General features: G+C 48.0%; 18 protein-coding genes. 8 read left to right on the forward strand and 10 right to left on the reverse strand.

Annotated elements, in window-relative coordinates:
• Nucleotides 1-216: 216 nt before the first annotated feature.
• The 3 genes from CUN67_RS24910 to CUN67_RS24920 form a co-directional block, all read right to left on the reverse strand.
• Complete coding sequence (locus CUN67_RS24910) at nucleotides 217-771, reverse strand: hypothetical protein (protein ID WP_208718162.1); 555 nt, start codon at nucleotides 769-771, stop codon at nucleotides 217-219.
• Between the two features lie 163 nt (nucleotides 772-934).
• Complete coding sequence (locus CUN67_RS24915) at nucleotides 935-1,864, reverse strand: DMT family transporter (RefSeq protein WP_208718163.1); 930 nt, start codon at nucleotides 1,862-1,864, stop codon at nucleotides 935-937.
• Between the two features lie 480 nt (nucleotides 1,865-2,344).
• A complete protein-coding gene (locus CUN67_RS24920; protein WP_208718164.1) occupies nucleotides 2,345-2,884 on the reverse strand; it encodes a hypothetical protein in 540 nt (179 codons plus the stop codon).
• A gap of 236 nt (nucleotides 2,885-3,120) precedes the next feature.
• Here CUN67_RS24920 and CUN67_RS24925 point away from each other — a divergent pair, with 236 nt between their 5' ends.
• Nucleotides 3,121-3,834 carry a hypothetical protein gene (locus tag CUN67_RS24925; protein WP_208718165.1) on the forward strand — a complete coding sequence of 238 codons (714 nt, stop codon included), beginning with the start codon at nucleotides 3,121-3,123 and terminating at the stop codon, nucleotides 3,832-3,834.
• An 85-nt stretch (nucleotides 3,835-3,919) separates the two neighbouring features.
• Here CUN67_RS24925 and CUN67_RS24930 read toward each other — a convergent pair whose 3' ends face one another.
• The 3 genes from CUN67_RS24930 to CUN67_RS24940 form a co-directional block, all read right to left on the reverse strand.
• Complete coding sequence (locus tag CUN67_RS24930) at nucleotides 3,920-4,666, reverse strand: hypothetical protein (RefSeq protein ID WP_208718166.1); 747 nt, start codon at nucleotides 4,664-4,666, stop codon at nucleotides 3,920-3,922.
• 1,629 nt (nucleotides 4,667-6,295) lie between these two features.
• Nucleotides 6,296-7,696 carry an L-serine ammonia-lyase gene (locus tag CUN67_RS24935; protein WP_208718167.1) on the reverse strand — a complete coding sequence of 467 codons (1,401 nt, stop codon included), beginning with the start codon at nucleotides 7,694-7,696 and terminating at the stop codon, nucleotides 6,296-6,298.
• A gap of 38 nt (nucleotides 7,697-7,734) precedes the next feature.
• The gene (locus CUN67_RS24940) at nucleotides 7,735-8,997 is read right to left on the reverse strand and encodes a serine/threonine transporter (protein ID WP_208718168.1); all 1,263 of its coding nucleotides are present in this window, start codon (nucleotides 8,995-8,997) and stop codon (nucleotides 7,735-7,737) included.
• 1,149 nt (nucleotides 8,998-10,146) lie between these two features.
• Between CUN67_RS24940 and CUN67_RS24945 the strand changes: the two genes are divergently transcribed.
• Together CUN67_RS24945 and CUN67_RS24950 are read left to right on the forward strand one after the other, a co-directional pair.
• Nucleotides 10,147-10,965: a CPBP family intramembrane glutamic endopeptidase gene (locus CUN67_RS24945; protein WP_208718169.1), complete on the forward strand. Its 819-nt coding sequence runs from the start codon at nucleotides 10,147-10,149 to the stop codon at nucleotides 10,963-10,965.
• Between the two features lie 229 nt (nucleotides 10,966-11,194).
• A complete protein-coding gene (locus CUN67_RS24950) occupies nucleotides 11,195-12,034 on the forward strand; it encodes a MetQ/NlpA family ABC transporter substrate-binding protein (protein ID WP_208718170.1) in 840 nt (279 codons plus the stop codon).
• 106 nt (nucleotides 12,035-12,140) lie between these two features.
• Here CUN67_RS24950 and CUN67_RS24955 read toward each other — a convergent pair whose 3' ends face one another.
• A complete protein-coding gene (locus CUN67_RS24955) occupies nucleotides 12,141-13,574 on the reverse strand; it encodes a hypothetical protein (RefSeq protein WP_208718171.1) in 1,434 nt (477 codons plus the stop codon).
• Nucleotides 13,575-13,586: 12 nt separating this feature from the next.
• Nucleotides 13,587-15,254, reverse strand: a complete 1,668-nt coding sequence (locus CUN67_RS24960) for a hypothetical protein (RefSeq protein ID WP_208718172.1) — start codon at nucleotides 15,252-15,254, stop codon at nucleotides 13,587-13,589.
• A gap of 223 nt (nucleotides 15,255-15,477) precedes the next feature.
• On the opposite strand from CUN67_RS24960, the gene CUN67_RS24965 reads away from it, so the two are divergent.
• The gene (locus CUN67_RS24965) at nucleotides 15,478-15,891 is read left to right on the forward strand and encodes a DoxX family protein (RefSeq protein ID WP_084878731.1); all 414 of its coding nucleotides are present in this window, start codon (nucleotides 15,478-15,480) and stop codon (nucleotides 15,889-15,891) included.
• A gap of 89 nt (nucleotides 15,892-15,980) precedes the next feature.
• On the opposite strand, the gene CUN67_RS24970 is transcribed toward CUN67_RS24965, so the two are convergent.
• Both CUN67_RS24970 and CUN67_RS24975 read right to left on the reverse strand, forming a co-directional pair.
• The gene (locus CUN67_RS24970; RefSeq protein WP_208718173.1) at nucleotides 15,981-17,273 is read right to left on the reverse strand and encodes a hypothetical protein; all 1,293 of its coding nucleotides are present in this window, start codon (nucleotides 17,271-17,273) and stop codon (nucleotides 15,981-15,983) included.
• A 287-nt stretch (nucleotides 17,274-17,560) separates the two neighbouring features.
• The gene (locus tag CUN67_RS24975) at nucleotides 17,561-18,955 is read right to left on the reverse strand and encodes a hypothetical protein (RefSeq protein ID WP_208718174.1); all 1,395 of its coding nucleotides are present in this window, start codon (nucleotides 18,953-18,955) and stop codon (nucleotides 17,561-17,563) included.
• Nucleotides 18,956-19,095: 140 nt separating this feature from the next.
• Here CUN67_RS24975 and CUN67_RS24980 point away from each other — a divergent pair, with 140 nt between their 5' ends.
• The 4 genes from CUN67_RS24980 to CUN67_RS24995 all read left to right on the forward strand — a co-directional run bounded on the left by CUN67_RS24980 (nucleotide 19,096) and on the right by CUN67_RS24995 (nucleotide 23,703).
• Nucleotides 19,096-19,728, forward strand: coding sequence for a YbhB/YbcL family Raf kinase inhibitor-like protein (locus CUN67_RS24980; RefSeq protein WP_208718175.1), 633 nt, complete (start codon nucleotides 19,096-19,098; stop codon nucleotides 19,726-19,728).
• A 23-nt stretch (nucleotides 19,729-19,751) separates the two neighbouring features.
• A complete protein-coding gene (locus CUN67_RS24985) occupies nucleotides 19,752-20,609 on the forward strand; it encodes an AraC family transcriptional regulator (protein ID WP_208718176.1) in 858 nt (285 codons plus the stop codon).
• A 134-nt stretch (nucleotides 20,610-20,743) separates the two neighbouring features.
• Nucleotides 20,744-21,754 (forward strand): hypothetical protein, encoded by a 1,011-nt coding sequence (locus CUN67_RS24990; RefSeq protein ID WP_208718177.1) that lies wholly within the window; start codon nucleotides 20,744-20,746, stop codon nucleotides 21,752-21,754.
• A gap of 941 nt (nucleotides 21,755-22,695) precedes the next feature.
• Nucleotides 22,696-23,703 (forward strand): alpha/beta hydrolase, encoded by a 1,008-nt coding sequence (locus CUN67_RS24995; RefSeq protein WP_084878758.1) that lies wholly within the window; start codon nucleotides 22,696-22,698, stop codon nucleotides 23,701-23,703.
• The last annotated feature ends 648 nt before the right edge of the window (nucleotides 23,704-24,351 follow it).

Here is a 24,351-nt window from a genome sequence, read left to right on the forward strand (position 1 = left end):
AGACTGAAGTAGTCTTATTTGTTTGTGATTTATTTGGCTGGCTCTGAGGAAATACTATGATGTTCTGAAAATCTGGTTCATGGATGGCTAATAAATAGACATTGAGAGATGTTCAGTATGGGTGTAATCAACCGGTGCGAATCTATCGGGATACGATTGTTATTGTGTTTTATGTGTGATGATAATTATTATCCCAGGCTCAGTTGCGCTTTTTAGTTATATTCTAGCCTTATTTTCATCTCTTACTAACTCAAAGCCCGGGATGAGTTTTTTCGCCGAGGATAACACTCCCAGCTCGCTGACACCGACGAGGTGGTTATTTATCATTTTCCTGGCAATGAATAACAATTTGTGTTGGGTCTGTTCATTTTTCTCCGGGAAGGGACCGGTGATATGACCCAGTTCAATGGCAGCCTGTACCACACTTTCATTAAATGACAGATGACTTTCAAAAAACAAACCGCGGCTTGAGCGTAAATTGACGTTACAGACAATCTCGTACCATTCCTTACAGCCATAATCATAATCAACAGTGTCAGGTGTACTAGCTTCAGTTATTTTATTTGCAAGTGGTAGTGCGGTTGGTTTCGGAGAATTGCAGGATAATGAGGCGATTAGCATAGAAAAAGAGGGTAATGATATTGAGGATTGAGAAGAAGAGGGTAGCGCATCGGTTTGGCTGAAAGTTTGTAGCGGGGATGATGGTGCGGAACTGGCAGGGCTTATCGGGGCCAGAGGGATGGAGAAGATCTGTTGATTGATTCCTGGCATGCTGTCTCTCCCGATTTAATCCTTAGTGTGGCTGGCAGAAAAATGTTGTATCTGCTGTTAGTTTATTTTTATTTTTTCTCGATGAGAATGGCTGATCGCGAAACTGTGACAGGGTTGGCACGCCGTCGGCAAACCGGCGTGCTTTGAGCCTAATCAACAGAGACTAAGGTGCAGAATTGTTCCTGGGATGCGGCATGGAAGGTGTTTTTTTCTGACTGCCGGAACACAACGCAATGCCGGATGTAATCAACATTGCGCTGATGAGATGGAAGTTGTGAAGAGGCGTTTGTAAAAACAGAATACTTAATACTCCTCCGCTCAGGGGGATAAGATGAGAGAAAACTTCACCGCGGGTGGCCCCAATCGCCAGTATTCCTTTGTTCCACAACAGATAAGAGAGCCAGGACGGGAAAACAATCAGGTAGGCCAGCCCCAGTAGAAAATCCGGGCGCAAAAAGACCTGCAAATCAGCCGCATTGTGTTCAACGGTGCGAAAAAAGAATACCGGCAGCAGCATTAACGCCCCGATAACCGCACTGACGGCGACAAAGGCATTCCCGCCAACTTCACGAGGTTTGGTGCGCAGGAAAGCGCAATAGAGTGCCCAGCTCAAAGCCGAACCCATTGTCCAGGCATCACCGCGATTAAGGTTTTTCAGGGTTTCTACATGCATCAGATCACCCTGAAGTACCAGATAAATGACACCTAATGAACTCAGAACGACTCCGGTAACATTACGGGAAGTGATTTTCTCGCGAAAAAACAGTTTGTTTATGATCAGCACCAGTGCGGGTGTTGTGGATAAGTAAATTGATGCGTTCAATGAAGAGGTGTATTGCAGGCCAATATAAAGAGTGAGGGGGAATAACACCTGTCCACACATTGCCAGAAAAAACAGTGTGCCTTTAGCCTGTTTCATTGCAGGCCATTGTTGTTGCACTGATTTATAATAGAGTGCCATCAGCAATATTGCAGTGAGTAACCAGCGAGCCTGAGAGAGTAAAATCGGATCAGCATGAGCGACCAGCAGGTGACCAACCACATAATTTCCTCCCCAGAAACAGGCGGCAAGACTGAGAAATAAATACGGCATTGTAATTTCCTGGTGATTTTTTTATCTGCGCTGTTATCGAAACGGCTGAAATTCTGGCACGGAAATCAGTCGGGTTTATTGATGTTTATCATATTCATTCATTCTGGCCGGTGGTGAGGTATGAACTAAGAACCTTGTTTCATCGGTTGTTTTGCCTGTTTCTGCCCATGACTGAATACCCTTTGCACGAGCTTGCTGGCCATTTTAAAAGACACTTCTGACTAATCACCTTTTCTGGAATGAATAAGTTTTAACAACAGGAATGCTACACATTTATTTTATTTATTAAAATCAAAGTGAGGTCGTTATCTCTATTTTCATATTTATATACGAAAGTACTCATAAAGAGGTATCAAGATCACGTTGTGAGTTTAAGTTAAATAAGGTGACTTCCCGATATTTCATCAGGACTTTCTAATTCATTCTGCGGTTTTCAACATGACCAGCCCGGAGAGAAGGGTTTTAAAGTTAACTCGCGCATTACCTATGAGCAACGTCATTTTGTGTGGCAAGACCTTTCTTCAATCCTTCCGGAGCAGTATCGGGAGATGAGACAAACAGAATGCCAGTGCTGTTACAGATAAGCCTATGAATAGAATAATCACTCGTGGAGCTGGGTTCTGCTGGGAGGTCGAATGATATCAGGGATAACTTTTTCCGTATCTCATCAAGTCTGTCATCCAGTTTCTTGCGCACAATTGACTTTTTCGCGCTGCTGCTGACATTCATACCGGCTGGTGTGGCTATGTGTTCCGAGGTGGCAGGCTGGTTTCGCAGAGGCCGGGCAAAAGCATCGACGCCGGTAAAGTGATTATTATTATTGCTGATGTACTGGATCCTTTCAGGTGTTGTAAATTTTTCTGCTGCGGAGTTTAAATCAGAGATTTCCAGTGGGTTGTATGTTGTTGAATTATTGGAAGGACTAATCTTATACATACTGATCTCTCTGTTAGTGACGTTGTCAGTGAAATTATCTTTTCTGAGGCTGCTGTCATCTATTATAAGGTGAGTCATTTTCATTTTTGATGATGTTCTTCACGAAATGTTGAAGTCGATTAATTTCACTACAATTCATATTCGTTATTGGGGGTTGTAATTGGGAGTGGCTAATCATTTTTGCACGGTTTGTTTTTTGTTTGTCTTGTCTGGAACAGACCAGGTTGTTATTGTTTGATGAAAATCAAAAATGTGTAGAAAAAATCATGCAACCATCAGATTTGATATTCTTATTAACATAATATGCCGGAGTGATAGTCATGACTGCCATAACGACAGGAAAGTTAGTTACAGCGCCTTTCTTGGCCCACAGAGAGAACGATGATCTTGCTGTGGATTTAAGTAAATATACCTTCTCGCATAACGTTATGGCAGAACCTTGCTCATCCTCCTGGAAGCGGAAATTGTGTTATGGTACGGGTATACTTGTTGCGGGTACTCTTGTTTCTTCTGTGGCTTATATAGCGGTGGCCTTTTTGGGCGCTCATAAAGGTGTTTTGCATTCCTCCGTTAACACGCAAGGTGACTTTAAAAGTAACATTTCCGGTAACGGGGACATATCAGGAAGCTTCACTGAAAAGGGCGGGGTGAGTCTGGATAGAAAATTAGTTGACCTGGAAAATCATGTGATTGCGGCCATAAATTCTGGCCAGAAAAAATTCGAAGACATTCCGACCATGGGTGATGTGTTCAATGAAATGAGGAAGGATGCAAAATTCCGTTCCTTTCAGAAAAGATTTATTGCTGAAGTCGACTCCTGGGGCGATAAAGTGAATGCTACAAGAGCAAAAAAAAGGATTGATGTCGCGTTTGAACTTCTCGATACCATGGATTCCGTAAAGAAAATGCTCGATAGAGTTGACTTTGGCACTGAGTCTGGTCGCCATGGATGTCTGCTGGCCAACTACAAAATATTATCTGATATGATGAAGAATGGTGGGCAGCCGACAAATGATTACCTGAAATGCCCCTGATGCCGTAATATTTAAGTATCGGATCTTTATCAATTGTAACCAGCCTGTATTCAGGCTGGTTTTTCCCTGGTGTTGTTTTCTAAGATTAGCGAATATCTTTAGTGAGCAAATATGTTATATAGGATGTGCTCATCTCTTTTTCTGAAAATTTTTCTGTCAAATTTCTGTGGCTTTTTGCCGGGTCCTGCCACTTTGATGTGCGGGAAGGTTTATTGTCCTCATAAAAAGAAGCAGTAGCTTTGTTGTTCTTAATCCGGTTAGCGACCTGATATTTCCATAGTGAACCTTTGCTGTCAATTTCATATATCGAATAGGATTTTTTATTAAGGACAGACTTTCCGCTATGTTGCGTATTGGATGCCACAATTCTATTGTTACAACTTTCTGTTGGCGAGTGGCTATAGAGTGAGGCAATTTTATCCAATTTCTCTTTTACAGGAATGCTGAACTTCTTATGGTATTCTCCTTTTATTGTTGCAGCCATGGAATGGTCAGTGGCTGGATATTTCTCAGCTGAAGACGAAGCCGATAATTCCTGGTCTGCGATATTCGCCAGGTTGGTTTTAATCGACCTGATTCGTTCCATGAGAATACTCCTGCTTGTCTGATTCCCGATGGGTTTAATGACCTCGGACTCAACTGAAGTTGCTATATCACTGACATAACCTGAGTCACTATTCAGACGTGATGGTTGTTGTCGGGATTTTCCATTATTTGAATACAGGGTTTCTCTCGTATTGCTGGCAATAACATCGGATGTGCTGCCTTTTGATCCTGTTGTTATGTCAGCACCGTAAGCCAGGGCGTCAGATGATAGTGATATTCCCAACATAATATACTCTCCACGGTCTGTACGAGGGTTGTTGCAAGTGATTCCCTGTATTTTCATTATTAATATCTGAAAACCAGTGCGGTGTGCAAGCCGAATTTTTCAGGATGCGTTATTTTCAGAAAGTCCTTTGGTATAACTTGTAACTTCTGCCGCTCTTTAGGGTATTACCTCTTCAACTAATCGACAGGAACAGTTAATAGTAGATCAATGAAGAATAAGCAGTGTAGGTTAGCCAGGAGGGGATTGCCAGGCACTAAAAAAAAGCTCTTCAGAATAATCATTCTGAAGAGCGGGGAAAGCGTTTCCCAATGGCACTCACTAACTCAATCTAATCATTTTCATCACGCCCGTTTCGGTACTGATGCCCGGTCAGGGCAATAGGTTACGCGAATCTAATTTTTACCATCAGGTGTAGTGCTGAAACCTGTAAGCAAAAAGGCGATAACTGAGAACTGAAGCCAGTATTTTAATACCGATATTCTGGAGTGAAATGCGGTGAGAAAAAAGGCTCTGGTGACGGGAAGGACTACAGAATTAAACAGAATTTTCTGCACTGCGTGGAGTGGAGGGAGAGGTAACAGGTGTTCTGAAAAAGAAAAAAAAGTTGGCCAAATGATTGGCCAACTTTAAGACCCTGGTGGAGGCACAGCGTGTATCTTCTTTTATCTGGTTCTGGAGGAAGGTGCGAGATACTCAGCTGCCGGTATACATTTACTACTTTAGCGATAGAAAGCAATTGTAAATTAATAAAGTCAGGCTTTTATCCTGATTATCATTCATTCTCATATTTTTTATTCATGATTTCATGGTTTTTTAATGCCACGCTGTCCCTCCAGGTTAATACTGATCCCGGAACCGATACGCAAATTGTAAAAAGGTGGCGCGGCGGGTCCGAATAACAACGCTGGTTTTTCATTGATCTTTATGACGATAGTGTTTTGTTGTACTTCGACTGGAACTTCAAGGTTCAGGTTAAGATAGTTGTTTGTTATTTCGGCAGTTTTCTTCTCGTGGTTAATGTTGATAAAGGTAGTGCTCTGCGCAATCGTATGTTTTTGTGTTACCCGATCGTAGACATCTATCCGGGTGTCCCCTATTCGAATGGCAACATTTTTCCAGGATTACCTTTCACACTGCATTGGCCCGCACTGATCACACTCAGTTCGGCCTCATTGATGGGATAACCATGCGGTTCGCGATCGACAACAAAATTCATAAAGCTTGCGCGGCAAGGTTGAGGGGAGGGGGAAGCAGCATTCACGACTATTGGCATGGCCAGAAAAAGCCACACCATTCTTAACCTGATCATACTAAGCCTCTCATCAATAACGAATTATTGATAAATATTGTGTTGATATTATAGCTACTGAAGCTGATCTGCATTGCCGAATGATTGGGTCGGAAAACAGATTCAGGCAGCGTCTCTCTGCAACAACGGTGTTGCAGGTATTGCGCAGATCCTGAGAAATGATGTGGCCTGAGAGCCTGGCAGGGTAAACCGTGCAGCCCTTATTGGATTCTCTGACAACAAAGAGATCTAAGGTCTGCACAGTTTAATGAACAGGGCATTACATGTTCGGTTGATAAGAGGACAGAGGCTGATGATTCATATCAATCGTCATACCGTGTTTACCACCAACGTTCTAACGATAATTGATGGTGTTCTTCGTCTAAGTCAACGGTGATTGCCAAACCACCCTGTGAAGTTTCGCGGTATTTCTCATGCATATCCTTCCCGGTCTGGTACATAGCGGCAATGACTTTATCCAGACTGACCCGAGGAGGTGAGGTTCTGCGTAACGCCATTCTGGCTGCATTAACCGCTTTCACGGCTGCAATAGCATTACGTTCGATACACGGGACCTGAACCTGGCCCGCGATCGGGTCGCAGGTCAGACCGAGGTTATGTTCCATGGCAATTTCAGCCGCGATACAGACTTGTTCCGGGGTGCCCTGCCATAAGGCTGCCAGCGCCGCTGCAGCCATTGAGCAGGCAACGCCGACCTCGCCCTGGCAACCCACCTCAGCACCGGAAATGGACGCGTTCATCTTATAAAGTGAACCGATCGCACTGGCGGTCAGATACCAGGTCGTGAGCGTATCGTCGTCTACCGGTCTGACAAATTTATCGTACCAGGAGAGAACGGCAGGAAGGATGCCGCAGGCACCGTTCGTCGGTGCAGTGACGACCCTGCCACCTGAGGCGTTCTCCTCACTGATAGCCAGCGCAAAAAGGTTGAGCCAGTCCAGCGCGAGTAAGGGATCGTCAGTCTGACTTTCGGCTCCCTGCAGCATCCGGTGTAACGCCGGTGCGCGACGTGGTACCCGGAAACAACCCGGTAATACACCGTCCTGACTCAGACCACGCTTAATACCTTGTTGTGCCACCGACCAGATAGTTCGCAGATGTGCAGTTAACTCTTTTGCACTATGCAATGTGAGTTCGTTCTGCATCATCACCTCAGCAATGCTCAGTTGATGCGTCTGGCAGGTGTCCAGCAGGTCCGCAGCGCTTGCGTAGGGGAAAGGGACATATTGCTCATGGTCCTGGGGTTGTTGCAGTTCGGCCTCTTCGACAACGAATCCCCCACCGATTGAAAAATAAACTTTTTCAGCGACAGTCCGCTCTCCCTGTCTGGCGTCGATACGCATACCGTTTTCGTGCAGAGGTAAAGCAGCAGGATGAAAATGGATATTATCAGTGGCCGAGAAGCTAATCGTGTGCGCAGCATTCGCTAAAGGAAGCGTCTTTTGGCTCCCGACTTCTGCAAGAAAAGCGGGGGTGGCATCTATATCCACGCTTTCCGGCGCAAACCCCGCCAACCCCAGAATCACCGCATTGTCGGTTTGATGCCCTTTCCCTGTGAGAGCCAGAGAACCATAAAGATGCACATCAATATGGGTGACTTCATGCAGTTGCTTTGTCATTTCAAGCTGCGTGATAAAACGCTTCGCGGCATTCATGGGTCCTATCGTGTGAGAGCTGGAAGGGCCTATGCCTACTTTGAACATATCCAGAGTCGAAATCATACCATTACCTTACTCATACTGACTGTTGGCGCTGTTGCTTAAGCCAGCAGTGAAAAACAGATACCGGTTAGCGCAATCAGGCCAATAACCGTGACAAAAACATTACTCAGTGCGCCGCGATATTTCTGCATCGCCGGGATTTTACGGATTGCGTACATCGGCATCAGGAACAGAAGCATGGCAATGACCGGTCCGCCCAGCGTTTCAATCATGCCGAGAATGCTGGGGTTAAGAGTGGCGACGGCCCAGGTCGTGATCAGCATGAAAAGTGGAGTAATCCAGCCAAATTTAACTTTGCGGCTATCGTCATTGATATTGATTAAAGCATTGAAGCCTTCGGCAGCACCGAGGTAATGACCAAAGAAGGATTTGGTGATGGCGACGATGGCAATAATCGGCCCCATCCAGCTGACGAATGGCAGGGCGAAGTGGTTGGCCAGATAGGAAAGTATGGAGATATTCTGCGCTTTCGCTTCTGCCAGATGTTCAGGCTGCAGACTCAGCACGCAACTGAAAACAAAGAACATCACCGTGGCGACCATCATGATGTGTGCATAAGCAAGAATGCGGGAACACTTCGATTCTGCTTCAGCGCCGTATTCTTCACGCTTCGCCACAGCGAAAGAGGAAATAATAGGGGAGTGATTAAACGAAAAAACCATCACCGGGATTGCCAGCCACAGCGATGTCAGAATGCCGGTGCCTGAAGACTGGAAGGAAATGGACTCCAGTGCCGCACCATTCCAGTGTGGGATCAAATAAATCGCCATCAGCAGTAACGATAAAACAAACGGATACACCAGAATGCTCATCACTTTGACCATCATTTTTTGACCAAACTGGACGATGGTCATCATGGCAAGAATCAGCATCAGTGCCAGTAACGCACGTGGTGGCGGGGTGATACCCAGCTGGTGGGTCATCAGGCTTTCCACCGTGTTCGTTATTGCCACGCTGTACATCAGCAAAATTGGGTAGATGGCGAAAAAATAGAGCAGAGCGATCACTTTTCCTGAGCGTGCCCCAAAATGCTCATTTACCACGTCAGTGATATTGGCTTGTGGCTGACTGCCGGATAACACGAAGCGCGTCATACCACGATGAGAATAGAAAGTTAGCGGGAACGCGAGCAACGTCATCAGTATTAACGGAATCATCCCGCCAAGACCGGCATTGATAGGTAAAAAAAGTACACCCGCGCCAATGGCTGTACCATATAAACTTAACATCCAGACGGTATCAGTTTTTCGCCAGCGGCTTCTGGCAATAGCCGTTGTCCTTTCGGCGTTGTAAAGACTCATGTCATTTTTCCTTTTATTTCGGGAGAGGTATTTGTTGAATTAACTGTATGGTAATGAGATTCGTTTTTCTGCTGATATGTTTTAAGTTGTATCTCTGATGGTGTGATGGAAATGTGATTGTCCAACAATTATATTGAGTATTTTTCAAGGTTAAATAGGAGTACTGACTTATCTAATCAGTAATTTCTCAGGTTATGACAGGAACGTCAGGTGTGATATTCATAATATTTCAGATTAAAGCATAAGGAATATAAATACTCCTGGTCAGAAGGGACGGCGTTCCGTCCCAGTCAGGTTCATGTGTTCCAGGTCTGCCCACTTTACCGGATAAAGATCGTGCTGATTAATTATGAAGCAACATCAAGGCTGCGGAGCCATTCGCGGGTACAACACTCTTTGCAATAACGTACATTTGTGTGGCGTTGTTTCGCGATAGACATTGCCTGGGTTCTGCTGTAAGCCGATCCCAGGAAATGGCTGGCTCCTTTAACGACATACAGGCATTCCCTGGTATGGAGAACATTGCTATCAAGATAGTAGAAGGCTGATTTTTCCATGATCTTACCTCTGCATCGAATTGGACGGTACGATTTCATTCTTATGACTGGCATAGTGCTGAATACATGAAATGCAGGGTCTGACCTTACCGAAATTGTTGCTCGCAACATCAAGTGCAATAACCTCCAGGTCATAAGAACCGATAAGAATCATCTCTTCACTCAGGCTGACGAGATGGCAGGTATTTTTATGCAATGTGTGATAACCATCGCTGTCTTTTGAAATACTGAGGTATCAGGTTCTGACATTCATTTTTTGATACCGATTTCATCGTGGAATGAAGGGTTCTGGTAAGATGTCACACCAGTTCATCATGGGAAACTACCCAAAAAGGGTAGTTTTGTAAAATAAGATTTATCTTATGGATATTCTTGTTTGTAGATTGCCCATATTTTGATTGCTATCATGGAGTGTATGTAAAATTCTATTTTTTTCAATGGAATATGAGATATGTGTCTCATCCCAGATATAGGATCGAACGGGCAACGTTGCTCGTCAATAGCCGTATTTCATTAGACGATGAATGAAAGTATGGACACGAAGCTACCCGCATCCAGGGTGGCAAACAGATTGACTCACTAAGGACAGACGATGTGGATATTACTGGCGTTAGCGTTGGTGTTATTGCGTTTTAATGGAAAATCAGCTGCGTGGCTGTTGTTTGTTGCTGTTATCACGGGTGCCTTTACCGGTGTTCTTGACTGGCGCGCGTTACTTTTTCTCACGGTGTTATTACTGGTTGCCATCGTCCGTTTGAGATTGGGTGATAAAAAAGTTGTTCAGCATGCGGTGGAATTGCTGGCTTTTGTTTCTGCATGCGGTCTGATGATCCATTGGGTGCCAGGATTCCATAATTTAAAGGTTCTCGATCAGGTCAGCGCCGGACCGGAAAGTATGCCGTTCTCGATGTATTACAATTTTGACAAGGCATTGCTGCCTTTTGTGTTGCTGATCGCGATGAGATCACTCTTTGTCGCAACGGCGGCATACAAGCCTGCTAAATGGCAATGGTTGTTGCTGGTTGCTGCCGTTCCGGTGCTGCTCCTTGTGGCTGTTTTCCTCGGAGGGTTAAAGCCTGAAAGCCATGCTCCGGAGTGGTTATTCCAGTTTATCTTTGCGAATATTTTTTTCGTCTCACTGGCTGAAGAAGCGCTGTTCCGTGGCTATCTGCAACAGCGGCTGTCGGGTTTTATGCACCCTGTTCTGGCGTTGTGCATTTCGGCACTGATTTTTGGCGCTATGCATCTGGCCGGAGGCATGATGCTGGCTGTCTTTGCGGCTCTTGCTGGTGTTATTTATGGACTGGCCTGGATGTGGAGCGGACGGCTCTGGGTAGCGGTATTTTTTCATGCCGGGCTCAATATTGTTCACCTGCTTTTCTTTACTTACCCTGCGGCAATGCATGGGTAACAATACAAAAGACAATTCCCCTGAGGAGTTTGAACTTTTGTATTGAGGTTTAAATAAAACAAAATCCGATGCACTTATAATTAAGTGCATCCCCAATTCAGCCATTGTTTATTTTATAAATTACATTGCCGGATAAATCATAATGTCATCCCGGATAACTCCGTATACTGCCGCTATCTGTCGTTACGGCAGTAAATAATTAATGACCTATATCATTCGGGGATAACTTATGCTCAAAAAGCTGGCACATAGCAAAAATAAATCAATCTCAGGTTTATTCGCAACCACAGGTGCTGCCCTGCTGGCAATGGTTTTACTGTCACCGCTGACAACGGTACATGCCGCAGATAAAACCTCAGTTAAAGTCGGTATTATGAGTGGTGAGGATGAAGACGTCTGGCGCGAAGTGGTAAAACAGGCTGCCAGCAAAGGGTTGACGGTAAAAACCGTGGTGTTTAATGATTACAACCAGCCCAATGAAGCGCTGCAAAACGGTGAGGTTGATGCTAATGCGTTTCAGCACCAGCCATTCCTTGATAATCAAATCAAGGTCAACCACTACGATATCGTGCGTGTCGGTGATACTGCGGTATGGCCGATTGGCCTCTACTCGAAAAAAGTGAAATCGGTGGCTGAGTTAAAATCGGGTGCGGTGATCGGTGTCCCTAACGATCCGGCTAACGAAGCGCGTGGTCTGAACTTGTTGCAACGGGAAGGCGTGCTGAAACTGAAACCGGGTGCAGGCATCTTCGCTACAACGGCGGATATCATCGACAACCCGCGACATATTCAAGTCAAAGAACTGGATGCGGGTATTATCGGTCGTTCGGTACCGGATCTGGATGCCGCTATCGTCAATACCGACTGGGCACTGAAAAGCGGCCTGACAAAGCAGGATCGCATCGCGCAGGAAGGGGTAAAAAATAATCCCTATAACAACTTTATTGCCGTGAAAAAAGAGAACATCAACGCACCCTGGGTAAAAACGCTGGTGGCGTCGTATCAGAATGATGCGGTGAAGACGGTGTTTGACCAGGTTTATAAAGGGACCGGGATCACCGCCTGGTAAAATAACTGACATGAGGCAAGGTGAATCGCCTCACTAACCGCAGACGTCTGGGGCACGCGTTGAGGCTGTATACCCGCGGGTGGAGAACGGCTGACCAGGGGGCACGTCAGCCCGGAGAGTTAACCGCCGGTTGATACGTGCTGACGTCAGAACCACCATAAGCGGCGCTCAGGGCGGGAAAACTGATGTCTTCACCAATTTCCCATAGCAGACGCAGCAATCTGGCCGCCGTCATCCCCTTTGGGCATCCCTGCTGGCGTAGCAGCCGCAACTGTTGCTCCTGGGGTATGTCCAGCGCCGCTATAGGTGGCCAGACCCGGCGGATCCAATTCAGATCCTCTGTTAACAGGATTGATTTGTAGGCAGACAGGCACAACCCACTTAACTCGGCGTCTGCCGCAGGAAGACCCGCAATTTTCAGCGCAGACAGTGCCTGAGCGGGTCTGATATTGGAGTTTTTCAGGCTGAAAAGCAGCATGCCAAGTCGTTTCAGCTGCGTCATGTTGTCTGCCGGGCACACCATGTGCCAGTGAGTCCGCACCACCTCCTTCAGATGAACCGAGAACTTGAGCGCATTGCGCACCAGTGACATGCTCATGCTGACCTGCGCATTAAACAGCAGTCGCCAGAGATCAGCCACCGCCATGGCGGGTGCAGGTTCCCGGCAAAGCAGGTTGATCAGCTGTTCCCACTTGGTGCCGGTGGCAGAGCTGACCCAGTTGCGATTGAACCATTGCTGTTGTTCTTCACTGGGCTTTGCTTTAAAGGCTGACTGAGACAGCTTGACCAGCGGCAGACTCATCCTTTCTTCAGCCAGCTCGATCAACACGAACAACTTCATTGCCGTCATTTCCTGATAGTCGGGCAGACATTGCAGTGCCACCAGCAGATCCATCTGACAATGGTATTTACGACGCAGGGTGCGAAGGTTGTGCGTGATCCACTCCACCTCAGCCTCTTTCACGTCGATATTCAAGGCAGTGGCAGCCTGGCACAGAATGGTAATATCCGGGATATCATCGGCGTCGAGCAGCGCGCGTCGAAACTGTGCCGGACGCAGCCCCAGATGACGCAATTCCTGTTGCAGACGCATCGCTAACGTATACTTGCCGATTTTTTCGTTCTGGCAATGCAGTTTTTCCCAGGTTGCTTTGATCAGCGCCTGATGCTCCCTGGAGACGCTGGCTCTGAGCACTGTCAGGGCGCTCTCCACGGTGGGTAACCCGACTTGCACCTGACTTTCCAGAAAACGATAGACCACGATTGCGCTGAGCTGGCGCACATGCTTAATGCTGAGCTTGCCTAACAGCTTCTCTACCTGTCTCACCTGGCTGCCAGTGGCGAAAATTTCTTGCCCGTGGGTTTTGAATTGTGTCTTCAATGCGTTAAGCGCAGCATCGCCACGCTTCTGACCGAAGCTTTGCGTGCTTTGACTGATGCTGGCGATATGAGCGGTGAGTTGTCCCGGCCTGCTGCTGGCCGGGTTTGCTGCTGACGGGGTAGTGACGAACGATGATGAAGCTGCGGTTAAACTAAACATGAGAATTCCGTGTCAGAACCTCCATTTCTTCAATGTTGCAAAGGGAGGCAGGGGGGGCTGGTTGTTTAGCGCCGGTGCGATTTCCGGGGCCGGTAGCGCGGGAGGATTGGGGAGGAAGTAAGCGCTGACAGGATCTTCATCCGTATCCATGGCGTCCGGTAACGCCTGGATTGCACGCGCTTTCCTGTCGGGTAATGGCTGGAAAAAAGTCTTAGGGGTGTCACCCGCAGACTGGTTTTTGGTATTTTTCAACGCAGCCATGATCATACCAGGAGTGACATCCTCATCAATTTCCCACAGTAAGCGTAGCAGTTTTGACAGCGTTATATTCTGCGGGCACTGCTCATGATTCAGTAGAGCTTCAATTTGTCTCAGCTGCTCACTGCGTTTAGCCTTCAGGTTGATGCGTGGCCGCATACGCTTTATCCAGGCCAGATCGGCAGAGGAGATGTCAGCATTAAGCGCCGCCTGAGCGTACTCCGTCATGACATTGGTAATGATGTAGTGTGGATCGTTGAGAACATACTGGATCAGCAGTGGCGAGAACGTTGACACGGCGGGTTCGCGTAAGAGTTTACCCAGCCGTTTTAACCGGCTCATTCTGGTGTCCGGATCAATCTTATGCCACAGCTGCTTAACTATTTTTTTTTGCTGAGGTGTTGGCTGCGAGCCACTGGTGGTGGCGAGCGCTTTATAGGCAACTGAGTAACTGATACTCCTCTTCGCATTATGAAACAGGCACCACAGCTGCGAGGTCGTCATCTCGGGTCGCCCCTGCCGTTTCAGCAACCTGTCCACTTTCTTTCTCATGGAAATTTTGTGGGCAGATATGGCTGGCCAGTTTTTGCTGAACCATGCCTGCTGCGCTTCGGTGGTTCGGGTCCTGAATAATGTTTTGGCTTGTGTCACCGTCTGGACCTTGACCGAAATTCCGGCATCGGCTAACGCGCAGTGCAACCTTCCCGAACCCTGCTCCTGGTAATCAGGCCGCCGCTGGATATCAACCAGCCAGGCGATCATATTTTTTCCCGGCGGATTTTGCTCAATCACTTTCTCCGCCCATGCCACCTCTTCAGCGCTGGCGATGGAGTCTGAGGTCCAGATAGCCTGCTTCAGAGTAGTGATATCGATATTTACCGGGTTATCAGGCATTTCCAGCAAGGCGCGCCGGATCTGGTTCCGCGACAGTTTCAGACGTAATAAGGGCCTCAGTCGCACAATCCTGTCTGGTTCATCCTTGTTCTGCTCCCAGAGCTTTTTAATCTTCTGCCGATCTTCCAGCGAAATACTGGCATTCGCGGTCTTCAGTGCATTTTCTACCGTGGTGGCACTCACCACGATGTTCTTCTCCAGCAGCAGATTATGAAAGTCGTTGGTTTTTATGTTCTTAATATCTTCGGGCTTAAACTGCCACAGCAATGTCTCCAGACGGCTGCCGAGACTGATTTTGTCAGGGATCTTTTGCCACCAGGTAGCAAAATCGCTTTTGAGTGCGTTTAAGCAGGGATTGTCCGATGTTGCGGGTCTGGCTTTCCTTCCCCGCCGGAAAGAACTCAGATTCTGCGGGTTTTGTTTCACGCTCTGGATTTGTGTGGCCAGTTGCCCGGTAAAGGTTGAAGTGGCGGGGGCTGACTGGAGTAGCGCTCGTATCGATGTTGCAGGAACGGAGGTTGTTTGCATAGAAATTCCCTTTCATGTTGTGGCGTTAAACAAAGATTACAGGGCTGATATTGTCAACTAAAACGATAAACTAAAGTGCAAAAATGTGAATTGTGCATTGGATTAGTTTACGAGTAATCTTGCTTCATCAAATGCAGCCAAGGTTATAAACCTTATTACCGGCAACTGTTTTGTGCCTAAACTAAAAAACTGACTCTTTTTAATTTTTTCAAGGAAAACTGACATGCGTTACATTTCACTGGATAACTATCGTGACACCATCATTCTTATTGCGCGTGTTGCTCTCATGGTGCTTTTCATTATTTTTGGCTGGCAGAAACTGACCGCATTCAGTTACACCGCCGGGTATATGCAGAGCCTGGGGTTACCTCTGCCATCTGTCGCAGCAGCGGTTGCGGTGATTGCTGAGTTTGGTTTTGGTGTGCTGATTGCGCTGGGCTTCTTCACCCGCCCGCTGGCGCTGCTGATGGCGGTGTACACGCTGGTCACCTCCTTTATTGGTCATCCGTACTGGCACATGACGGGTATGGATCAGTATGCCAACATGATCAACTTCTACAAAAATATCAGCATCATTGGCGGTCTGCTGCTGCTGGCGCTGATCGGTCCGGGCCGCTTCTCGCTTGACCGTCGGTAAGCTGTGCTTATTCAACATAAGCAGAACCATCACCCCAGGGTGATGGTTTTTTTCCTGCGCCAGACAGAATAATGGTCATCAGCGCTTGATTACTGGCTCGCAGCTCTCCTGATGGTCTCAAATGCCGGCAGTGTCTGGCTGGTGCTCGCTGGCGGTGAGTCTTCCATATCTAACACCATATCCAGCAGTTCAGTATTGTCCTCTGCGGGGGCCGGCTGGCGTGGGGGATAGAGCACTCTGGCATCCCGGATAGCACGGCTCAGGGTTGAGACCCCTTCATCATGGCCCACATGCCACATATAGCGCATAAAAGCGGAGGGACTATTAATCCTGGGACAACCGGGATGACGCAGCACGCTGATCAGCCGTACATTTTTAGCCGAATGAGGTAAGAGCCGCACTTTGTCCCAGACGCACCTGAACTGGGCTAATTCCTCATCCGTGATCTCTGATCTCGCGGCAGATAAGGCATGAACCACCGCCCCGTAGTGTAGGTATTCGCCCTTTTCCTCCAGCACTTTTTGCAGCTCGGCAGCCGTGACTGGATGGGCGCTGGACTGCAACAGCAGCAGACCCAACCACATCAGCGAGGATTTATTGTCCCTGGCGGGGGCATTTGCCAGGCTGATATCCATCCAGTCTCGTAATTCGTCAGAAATTTTCGCGTTGTGGGTGGCAAGGGCGCTACTCACCACCGAAGGACTGATATTTTCCTCAGCGATTAACATCAGTGTCCACAGCTGCGGCGCAGTGATCGCCAGATTGCCTTTCTGCTTCAGCAGAGTTAATACCCGTTGCCATTTTGTATCCCTGGCAGGGATCTGCGGCCAGTTATCCTGGAACCACTGCCACATCTCCTGAGTCAGGTTTTCTGCCAGCGCCAGTCGCGCTTTTCTTACTCTGTCATAGCTGATGTCTACTCCTGCGTCTTCCAGGGCGCGATTCAGCTGTGGTTCGGTCAGATTCAGCGCTTTTATTTCGGGCTGAAGCAACAAGGAGACCAGCCGGTTCAGGGGATGGCGTATTACCGCATGCTTTTGCCAGCCAGCCTCAATTAAGTCACTGGTTTTCTTTGGGATGGTAAGCCAGGCAACAGATATCATCTGCGCCATGCTCGAAGCAGAAACAAACACGCCAAGATTCCATAAGGCTTTGCGCATTTCCGGCTGGGTTAAGCGAGGAAAGTCTTCCAGACGCAGCATTTTCCTGACCTGATTCAGAGGGCCTGGCTCTTTAGGCAGGCTTTGCCAGAGTTTTTTTATCAACTGAAGGTTTTCGGGTGAGACTTCTGCTCTGGCGGCCCTGAGGGCGCTATTCACGCTGACTCGCTGCACGGACACTTTTTTGCTGTGCAGGAATCGTAATATCTGCGCGGTAGTCACAGCCGCCAGCTCCTCCCGGTTAAGCTGAAACAACAGATGTTCTGTCCTGCCTACTGGGGATTCATTTTTCGCAACCCTTGCCCAATAAAATTCCAGTCGCTTTTCTAACAAAGGAGCAGATGCTGCGGAACGGAAAAAATGATGGCTGCTTTGTGAGACGCTGGAAATATTCGGGGTCAAGGCACTGCATGGGGTGGAGACGGAGGGGGATGGTCCTGCCAGGGATGTCGGATTTGTGTCTATATTCATAGAAATTTCTCCGGGTTGTTAGCAGATAACCGGTGCATTCAGCTACCGGGGGCCATGTCATCAAACTCTTCATAACCGCTCAGTGGCGGGAGGATGATGTCCTGCCACTCCAGATCCGGCCATACCGGTTCACTTTGTTCAGGCGGGACAATTCCACCGCCGGTGGGCAAGTGTGCCAATGTGTTCTCAGGTGGTAATGGCGCGCTTGCGCGGCATCTGAACAGACGATAGAGCGTGATGTGGCTCGGATCCTCTCCTGCATCCCACAGGCAGCACATTAATTTTTCCCAGCTGTTGATGAAGGTCAGTTCAGTCCTGTTGAGAAAGGTGCTCAGCATTGCTCTGTCGATGCATTGCTGAGGAGGGGGGGCCACCGGCCTTGCCCTGGGCGGACGTGATGCATTAACCCGTCTTTTGCGGGTGAGTTTCACGGGCTGATAGCCGGGTTTAAAAACCAACCACGCCTGTCTGAACCGATCACTTTCGGCCTGGGGGATGTCCAGGTTTGCCGCCGTGAGCGCATGATCAACCTGATTGAAATCCAGCTTTATCCCGGCATCCCACAGGCCTTTAATCAACTGGAAAGACGAGATCTGGCTTAGCGGCAACCCGGAGGCTGCACGGAGATGCATGCCCAGCCATTTCGTGCGGGAATCGTCACTGCCAGGTGCATTTTTAAGGGTATGGTTAATCCAAAGGGTCAGGGGTAATGGAGGAATGGCATAGCTGGCCGACAGCGCGCGACTCACCAGTTCATAGCTGTATCTGCGCTCACCGTGAATGTTCAGCATGTACGACAGCGCCAGTCGGGTGATATCGAGACTGTCTTTAGTTTCCAGCAACGTCATGAGTTTTTCCCAGTTGGTTGCCTCACGGTATCTGACAGATTGCCAGGCCTGGGGGAACCATTCTCTCAGCGCTGGCGGGAAATTTTTAGCGTACTGGATCAGGACACTGGTCAGGGAGACGGGATCAACAGGTATTTGCGCATTGACGATGCTTTCTCTCAGTTGCCCGGTTCTTTCCAGTCTCAGCGCCTGTACATCGTCATGGAGCAGCGTCAGGATCAGCCGGTTCAATGAATTTTTCTCGTAATCAAATTTCTGCCAGCTGCTTTTAATTACCCCGGCACAGGCTGCCGGGTTATGGTTTCTGGCGAAGTTTAAAACCTCCACCCGCGGTTGAAGGATATTCGTATTCGTTTCTGGCTGAAGACAGGCAGGGGTTACAGAAGTGATCGATGAGGGCAGGTCAGCGGCTGTGCCATCGTCGTTGGCTAGCGTTATCGATGAGAAATGCGGAACTGATACCGGGAAGATATTCATAGACATTCCTTTGTAATGTGCGTGGCACACACCAGTATATTCCTCTGCCTGCGCCAAAAGCGCCGTATGGCACGCAGTTGCGAAAATTGTATCGCGTCGATATGGCATTGATGTGCGCAACCCGGTCAAAATGATAGTTCTGGTGATAAATTTGACTGGATTAGGGCGTTCTCATTGGACGAAGCCGCCTATAATCAGGCTGGCGTTTTTTGTTTATCGTTCAATCCGCACACAGATGAGAGAAGAGAATGAAATTATTCAGCCACAGCTTTAACGACGGAGACGTCATTCCCGGCAAGAACAGCTTTGCGGTGTATGACGCAGAAAGCCATGTCCGTTTGTCTGACAACCTGAACCCGCATTTTGGCTGGTCAGATTTGCCTGCGGGTACACAGTCACTGGTTCTGATTTGCCATGACTACGATGTGCCAACCAGCGGGGAAAACGTGAACCAGGAAGGTAAAGTGGTTCCGGCTTCACTGCCGCGTACTGATTTCTATCACTGGTCACTGTTTGATATTCCGGCTGCACAGCAGGAAATTGCCGAAGGTGCACAATCGAGCGGCATCACAGCCAAAGGAAAACCCGGCCCGGATGCGCCAGCAGGACTGAAGCATGGCATCAATGATTACACCGCGTGGTTTGCCGGTGACGAGGCGATGGGTGGAACGTATTATGGCTACGATGGCCCCTGCCCGCCGTGGAATGACGAGATTGTCCACCATTATGTGTTTACCTTATATGCCCTGGCTGCGCCGACATTAACCGTGGAAGGTGAACTCACCGGTGCCAATATCCGTCGTGCAGTTGAGAACAGCGATGTGCTGGCGAAAGCGAGCCTGACCGGGCTGTATACCCTTAACCCCGACGTGAAAATTTAATCAGGTCTGAACGGCAGAAAACCATGACCAGAGAATGTGCATCATTAGCGGCAGAGGAACATTTCTTCTGGTCTGGACTTTCCGGCCACAGCCTCAGTCGGCATAACCTGATTTCGGTTGCCTGGCCGAGGCTGAAGATTGAACAGAAGGCGAGTTCGTTTTTCTTTTTTGAACCTACGCTGCTGCTGGTCTTGTCAGGCAGAATTGACGTTGCCTGCGCCGGAAAGCGTCATTCGCTGAACTCGCCTTCAATGCTGGGTTTTATCGATCAGGGCGTGGATATCGATTATATAAAGTATCCCTCTGACCCGCATACGCCGTTTCGTTCGTTGTTTATTAATATCAGCCCGGATGTGCTGGAAAACTTTTACCAGCATTTTCAGGAACCGCTCTCCGCGGTTAAAAAAAATCCCCAGCTCAGTACGGTAGAAATTAACCGAAACCTCGATGATTCACTGCATCAGCTGCTGGCAGCCCTTGAGAATCCACAGGTCAGCGATGATCGTATCCGGCTGAAAATCTTTGACCTGCTGCTGGTGCTAGCAGAACAGCAGCTGCGTTTTGCGTTGCCACAGCGGCAGGGGATTTTTCCCCGTCTGAGTAACCTGTTACGTGAAGCGCCGGAAAGGAACTGGACTGCCCGCCTGGCCGGTGATGCGCTGGCGATGAGTGAATCGACACTTCGCCGACGGCTTCGGCAGGAAGGCGTCAGGTTCGAGCAGTTGCTGCTGGATATCCGCATGCACCATGCGCTGATGCTGATCCAGACCACGCACTGGAATCTCACTCAGGTAGCTGATGCCTGCGGCTACCGATCCGTCTCCCGCTTTGCCGAACGTTTTAAACACCGTTTTGGATCATCTCCGGCACAATTGCGCTGATGGTGGTGGTTTGTGACGGGCAACAACACCTTTTGCGAAACGCAGGAGAATTTTTTACTATTAATTAGAAAAATTGGAGCGTGGCAGCGACCGTGGTACTGCCTTACAGACTACAACCGACGGAGAATGGATGCATGGCACGAGATATTGCCCCCGGATATTGTATAGTTGAGCGCCCTGGCGGACTTGATTATCAGGCAAGGGAACTCTTCCGAGATATACGTACTCCGGCAGCTCAGATGTTCATGAAAATGAATGCTGACACGCCATGGCTGAAACCAGGACAGATATTAATTGTTGCCGATCCTGATACGCCAGCACCAAAAACTATGCAAGCATTGGCCGCACTCAGGCAAGCCAAGACGAAAACAAATCAGGCTTTGATTGGAGTAAGCACAGAAGAAGCCAGTTTCATGCAGAAGTATTACGGGATGATAGCTGGCATCACAAGTGCCGGGGATACAATCTTCGGGGCAACAAGTGATGTTGGTGAGAAATATTTCTCCTCTATCGAGCAAACGCTGAAGAAAATCGAGGCGAGCTACCAAAATCAGTATCGTTCTCAGGGAACACTTATAAGTCAGCAGTTTTTTGTAGAACGCACCCAGCTATTAAACCAACTTAAAGAAACTGTGAATAAGCCGCTTCTCAAGTCTCTTTCTCGCTATGCCGTTCAACTTCGTCCATACGATGATATGCGTAAAGCATTAAACCTTTCCAGCCGCTCTATAGTGCATGAGTGGTCGACCGTCGGTATTGGCGGAATTCCCGGTTATTCGAACTTTGTTGGCAATGCTGCCAGGGCTGCTCGTTTCCTAAAATATGGTGGATACATCGGGATTGGTTTTTCATTCGCCAATTCAACTAATGAAGTTATCGATACCTGTACAAAAGGACGAGAAAATGAATGTGAAAATGCCGCATTCAAAGAGTATGGAAAGTTTGCGACATCGACGCTAGTTGGCCTGGGTACTGGGTCTATCGGTGCAGCAGCAGGCATTGGAGTTTGCGCCGGAATCGGCATTGTCACTGCTGGAGTAGGAGGTGTTGCGTGTGCTGCGGTCGGTTCAATCGCCGGAGGCTACATTGGCTCTCAGGCTACTGACTGGGGCATGAAAAGCCTTTACAAATATTTTGGTCTCTAATCCATTATGAAATATATAGTTGTTATTGTAATAATCCTTGTCAGCCTATGCTTAGCCGTCAATGTGTTAATGTACTTAGCCAACAGATCAAAATACTATAAACTAATCAACTTATTACAAGAAAAATTCGCACTTCCTGCCCCATATTCCCTTCACGTCCACACGGGTTTTTTTGGGGCTGTCACAATGATTTATTTTTTTCTTCGCTTGAAGAAGAAGAAGAAAATACTTTTTCTGAGAAAGGATGATCCTGCCTACGCATTTTTTGACGATAGCAATTCGGAATTAGCAAACTGGATGCCTGCGTTCTATTACATATTTATCTTTGGATTTATATGTGGTGTGCTCCTGTTTATGCTGGCAGTTTTTCTGGAGGCGAAGGACAGGTTTTTCCCATGAGCTGCATGTGTTGCCGCCAGGATAAACAGCCCACTAAGTGGTAAGACAGCAGCTCCGTGTTCTTCCGTTGCCTGTGGCCGCGCCTTAATTCTCTTCAATCCCGATGCGAATAAATTCGGACTCTGCATCTGCAGGGGGTATTGATGCCGACCAGGCCAATAGCCCCACGGAGCCGTAGCGGCGCGATTTATCGCGCAACTCTGCGCACGGTGCCGCTAAACCCCGCGTGATAAATCACGCCGCTACGACCCGGTGAGATATTTCACCAGGGGTTTCAAGCATGCCGCTATCGCACAACCTGCCCGCTGTAACTCAAAATCTTCATCCGATCGGCGTCAGTTTTTAACAAAAAGTGCGGTTTACTCGCCATTAAATCATTACTTATCAAGTAGATATTATTCACTTCGATAACTGGCATAACAAATCGGTTGCTATTAAGTAGTGTGCTATATAAATTAGACCCCGAAGCAAGCAGATGACAAATCACCGCAACCATTTAAATAGCACGCGATATAATCGCGAAGAAAATAAGGGAGTTCACCATGAAATTTAAACAGACATTTTTAGCCATCGCACTGGCCGCTGTTTCTGCAGGAAGTGTAGCGGGAGAGCCGCAACCGGAACGTCATGTACAGGCATTTCTGAACGCGCTGAACAGCAGTGGTGGAAAACCTATGGAACAACTTTCCCCGCAGGATGCACGTCAGGTACTGATTGGAGCGCAGAAAGGCGCGGTGTTACCACCCGCAGATGTGACGGAAAAAACCATTGAGGTAAATGGCCAGCCGCTGAAACTGAATATCGTTAAACCGAAAGGTGCGCATGGTACATTGCCGGTGTTTATGTTCTTCCACGGTGGTGGCTGGATACTGGGTGACTTCCCGACTCATGAACGTCTGGTGCGTGACCTGGTGGTGGAATCCGGTGCGGCCGCGGTGTTTGTCAACTACACCCCATCACCGGAAGCCCACTTCCCGGTGGCAATTAATCAGGCTTACGCGGCGACCCGCTGGGTAGCAGAGCATGGTCATGAAATCGGTGTTGACGGTAAACGTCTGGCGCTGGTGGGTAACAGCGTAGGGGGCAACATGGTCGCCGCCGTCGCGTTGCAGGCAAAACAGCAGCATACCCCAGCGATTCGTTATGACGTGATGTTGTGGCCGGTCACCGATGCACACTTTGATACTGCCTCATATAACCAGTTTGAAAATGGCTACTTCCTGACGCGCAATATGATGAAGTGGTTCTGGGATGCTTACACCACCAGTGACAAAGACCGTAATAGCATTCTGGCCTCTCCACTGCGTGCCACCCGTGAGCAGTTACAGGGGCTGCCACCAACGCTGATTCAGACTGCGGAACTGGATGTGCTGCGTGATGAAGGCGAAGCCTTTGGCCGCAAACTGGATGAAGCAGGTGTGGATGTCACGGTGACACGCTATAACGGCCTGATTCATGACTACGGTCTGCTTAATCCACTGAGTAACGTCCCTGCGGTAAAAACCGCACTGCGCCAGGCAGCAGAAGAACTGAAAACCCATCTGAAATAACGAAGAAGGCCAGGTTAACCACCTGGCCTTTTTTTACCCGCCATTTTGTTATCCGAATCACAATCACGACGTATGCCAGTCAATCCCTAAATAATTATGAGATATGGAAAACGGTTCCGGGGCATCGGATGGTATTGAATGGACAATGTGATGAAGAGGCACAATTTCATGATGCTATTTATCCAATTGGTGCTGTGACGTTCCGTAGAGAATGCCAGATACCCTCCTGGCAACAGCCTTGTGAGGTGGGTTTTAGTATCTTAAGGTTTTCTTAATTATTAATTTCAAAAGCCATGTTGCAGAAATTTTCACCACTATTTTTTTCCTTCTGTAACCCAGGCTGGGCCTGGAACAGGGCCGTTTATCAGTGTTTTTAACGAAGCGGCAAAAAGTTTAATGATTTCACAATGTTACTAATGTGTTTGTTTTCGACAGCTAATCAGTCATTTAGGCAGCAATTGAACCCATGCTTGACCTGAAAAATAAACAATTCGTTAACATTTGGCGCTTCTCATGTCATGAAGGTTAAGGTATCGATATCGGACCATTAACATCCAGTTGTATTTCATAATAAATTTCCCTCCACCTAATTTATCTATCTGATACATAAGTAAATATCCAACTAATCATCTGATTACTCCTAATATG

Origin of the sequence: Pantoea cypripedii (genome assembly GCF_011395035.1) — a bacterium.
GTDB lineage: Bacteria > Pseudomonadota > Gammaproteobacteria > Enterobacterales > Enterobacteriaceae > Pantoea > Pantoea cypripedii_A.

Bases quoted from the DNA above. Each gene is read 5' to 3' on its own strand.
- CUN67_RS24940 (WP_208718168.1), bottom strand. From the start codon at position 8,997: ATGAGTCTTTACAACGCCGAAAGGACAACGGCTATTGCCAGAAGCCGC.
- CUN67_RS24930 (WP_208718166.1), bottom strand. From the start codon at position 4,666: ATGTTGGGAATATCACTATCATCTGACGCCCTGGCTTACGGTGCTGAC.
- CUN67_RS24990 (WP_208718177.1), top strand. From the start codon at position 20,744: ATGGCACGAGATATTGCCCCCGGATATTGTATAGTTGAGCGCCCTGGC.
- CUN67_RS24950 (WP_208718170.1), top strand. From the start codon at position 11,195: ATGCTCAAAAAGCTGGCACATAGCAAAAATAAATCAATCTCAGGTTTA.
- CUN67_RS24975 (WP_208718174.1), bottom strand. From the start codon at position 18,955: ATGCCATATCGACGCGATACAATTTTCGCAACTGCGTGCCATACGGCG.
- CUN67_RS24995 (WP_084878758.1), top strand. From the start codon at position 22,696: ATGAAATTTAAACAGACATTTTTAGCCATCGCACTGGCCGCTGTTTCT.
- CUN67_RS24935 (WP_208718167.1), bottom strand. From the start codon at position 7,696: ATGATTTCGACTCTGGATATGTTCAAAGTAGGCATAGGCCCTTCCAGC.
- CUN67_RS24925 (WP_208718165.1), top strand. From the start codon at position 3,121: ATGACTGCCATAACGACAGGAAAGTTAGTTACAGCGCCTTTCTTGGCC.
- CUN67_RS24965 (WP_084878731.1), top strand. From the start codon at position 15,478: ATGCGTTACATTTCACTGGATAACTATCGTGACACCATCATTCTTATT.
- CUN67_RS24920 (WP_208718164.1), bottom strand. From the start codon at position 2,884: ATGAAAATGACTCACCTTATAATAGATGACAGCAGCCTCAGAAAAGAT.
- CUN67_RS24945 (WP_208718169.1), top strand. From the start codon at position 10,147: ATGTGGATATTACTGGCGTTAGCGTTGGTGTTATTGCGTTTTAATGGA.
- CUN67_RS24960 (WP_208718172.1), bottom strand. From the start codon at position 15,254: ATGCAAACAACCTCCGTTCCTGCAACATCGATACGAGCGCTACTCCAG.
- CUN67_RS24980 (WP_208718175.1), top strand. From the start codon at position 19,096: ATGAAATTATTCAGCCACAGCTTTAACGACGGAGACGTCATTCCCGGC.
- CUN67_RS24915 (WP_208718163.1), bottom strand. From the start codon at position 1,864: ATGCCGTATTTATTTCTCAGTCTTGCCGCCTGTTTCTGGGGAGGAAAT.
- CUN67_RS24910 (WP_208718162.1), bottom strand. From the start codon at position 771: ATGCCAGGAATCAATCAACAGATCTTCTCCATCCCTCTGGCCCCGATA.
- CUN67_RS24955 (WP_208718171.1), bottom strand. From the start codon at position 13,574: ATGTTTAGTTTAACCGCAGCTTCATCATCGTTCGTCACTACCCCGTCA.
- CUN67_RS24985 (WP_208718176.1), top strand. From the start codon at position 19,752: ATGACCAGAGAATGTGCATCATTAGCGGCAGAGGAACATTTCTTCTGG.